Source organism: Pseudomonas sp. K5002, from assembly GCF_013386655.1.
GTDB lineage: Bacteria > Pseudomonadota > Gammaproteobacteria > Pseudomonadales > Pseudomonadaceae > Aquipseudomonas.
On the sequence record NZ_JACARK010000569.1, the window covers coordinates 1 to 2595 of the forward strand.

Annotated in this window: 1 protein-coding gene and 1 pseudogene; both read right to left on the reverse strand. The window is 62.9% G+C overall.

Annotation, left to right across the window (positions count from 1 at the left end; translation table 11 throughout):
- Window positions 1-212, reverse strand: a pseudogene (locus HX846_RS23575) (acyl-CoA dehydrogenase); the annotation flags it as partial.
- Window position 213: 1 nt separating this feature from the next.
- On the reverse strand, window positions 214-2373 hold the full coding sequence (glgX, locus tag HX846_RS23580; RefSeq protein WP_003207536.1) for a glycogen debranching protein GlgX: 2160 nt from the start codon (window positions 2371-2373) through the stop codon (window positions 214-216).
- Between the last annotated feature and the right edge of the window lie 222 nt (window positions 2374-2595).

Here is a 2595-nt window from a genome sequence, read left to right on the forward strand (position 1 = left end):
GCCAGGGCGTCAGTGTGGCCCTCGAACAACTTGCACAACCGCAGGTCATGGCCGGCGACTTGCGCCAGCCGGCTGAAGCGTTCCAACGTTTGCCCGCTGCCCGGCAAGGGCAACTGATCCAGGCCTTCCTCCACCAAAGCCCTCAGCGCAGCGCCGAGGGCCTGGGTGTCCGGGTAATCCCGGTAGCCGCGAAGAAACTCATGCAAGGCCATGTCACACCTCGTCCTCATGCTGCAGTTCAAACAGCAGCAGCGAACGCCCGGTGACCGCATATTCGTGATCGAAATCGAAGCGTTCCTGGCCACGCACTGCCGGCTGGTTGGTGTCGAGCATGCAGGTCCAGAAGCCGCCATCCGGCACCGGTGGCAGGCGGAAATTGACCATGTCGTGGTGGGCATTGACCACCAGCAACAATGTGGCATCGGCCCCCGGGCGGCGAATCCCGGTTTCCTGGGCGCGGCCATCCATCAGCATGCCCAGGCAACGGCCATGGCTGTCCTGCCATTGCTCGATGGTCATTTCATCGCCGCTCGGCGCGAGCCAGGTGACGTCCTTGACCCCGATATCTTCGTTGTAGTCGCCCACCAGGAAGCGCCCGCGACGCAGGATCGGGTACGCCAGGCGCAACTTGATCAGGCGCTTGACGAACTTGAGCAGGGCCTTGCCGTCTTCATCCAGTTCCCAATTGATCCAGCCGATCTCGCTGTCCTGGCAGTAGGCGTTGTTGTTGCCGTGCTGGGTCCGGGCGAACTCGTCACCGGCTACCAGCATTGGCGTGCCCTGGGCCAGCAGCAGGGTGGCGAAGAAATTGCGCATCTGGCGCAGGCGCAGCGCGTTGATTTCCGGGTCGTCGGTAGGGCCTTCGACACCGTGGTTCCACGACAGGTTGTTGTTGCTGCCGTCCTGGTTGTTCTCGTCGTTGGCTTCGTTGTGTTTGTCGTTGTAGGACACCAGGTCGTGCAGGGTGAAACCGTCGTGGGCGGTGATGAAGTTCACCGAGCTGTACGGCCGGCGGCCGCGCTGGTTGAACATCTCGCCCGAGGCAGTCATGCGTCCGGCGAAGTCGGCCAGTTGGCCGTCATCACCTTTCCAGAACGAGCGCACGGTGTCGCGGAAACGGTCGTTCCATTCCACCCAGCCCGGCGGGAAACCGCCGACCTGATAGCCGCCGGGTCCACAGTCCCAAGGCTCGGCAATCATTTTCACCTGGCGCAGCACCGGGTCCTGGCGGCAGGCCACGAGGAAGCTGTGGCGCTCGTCGAAACCGTCGCGGTAGCGGCCAAGGATGGTCGCCAGGTCAAAGCGGAAACCGTCGACATGCATCTCGGTCGCCCAGTAGCGCAACGAGTCGGTGACCATTTGCAGCACGCACGGGTGGCTCAGGTCGAGGGTGTTGCCGGTGCCGGAATCGTTGATGTAGAAGCGCTTGTCATCGGGCATCAGGCGGTAGTACGAGGCGTTGTCGATGCCGCGCATGGACAGCGTCGGGCCTTGCTCGTTGCCTTCGGCGGTGTGGTTGTAGACCACGTCCAGGATCACTTCCAGCTTGGCTTCGTGCAGGTGCGCGACCATTTCCTTGAACTCGGCGATCTTGCCGCTGGCCAGGTAGCGCGGGTCCGGGGCGAAGAAGGCGATGCTGTTGTAGCCCCAGTAGTTGGTCATGCCTTTTTGCAGCAGGTGCTGGTCGTTGACGAAGGCGTGCACCGGCAGCAACTCGACCGATGAGACACCCAACTGGCGAATGTGCTTGAGCACATCGTCGACCATCAGCCCGGCGCAGGTGCCGCGCACTTCCTCAGGCACCGAAGGGTGGCGCATGGTGATGCCGCGCAGGTGGGTTTCATAAATGATCGTGCGATCCCACGGCGTGCGCACTGGCTGGTCGTTGCCCCAGGTGTGGGCCGGGTCGATGACTTTGCACTTGGGCACGAAGGGCGCGCTGTCGCGTTCGTCGAAACTGAGGTCGGCGTCCGGATGGCCGATGGTGTAGCCAAACAGCGCCTCGGACCATTTGAGCTCGCCCACCAGCTGTTTGGCGTAGGGGTCGATCAGCAATTTGTTGTGGTTGAAGCGATGACCGTTGGCCGGGTCATAGGGACCGTACACGCGGTAGCCGTAGATCAGCCCGGGGTGGGCGTCGGGCAGGTAGCCGTGGAAGGTTTCGTCGGTGTATTCCGGCAGTTCGATGCGCTCCAGCTCGACTTCGCCGCTGTCGTCGAAGATGCACAGTTCGACTTTGGTGGCGTTGGCCGAGAACAGCGCAAAGTTGACCCCCAGACCGTCCCAGGTCGCGCCGAGAGGGAAGGGCAAACCTTCACGAATCCGCGACGGCTCGTTTTCCGGCGTCGAGTTGGGCTTGTTGGGTTTGCTCATTGAGATGCTCCTGCAAAAGGGTTTTTCCGGGCCGAACGGGGCCATTCCGGCGTGATGCCGGGTAGATATCGGTAGTTGGATAGCCTCCTGCGGTGCGGGCGCACCTGCAGGAGGATCTTTGGGTCAGGGGGCCTTGGGCTTCTTCGCAGCAGGCTTCTTCGCCGCCGGCACTGCGCTCGGCTTGGCTGCCGGTTTCGGCGCTGCCGCTGCGGGCTTGGCTTT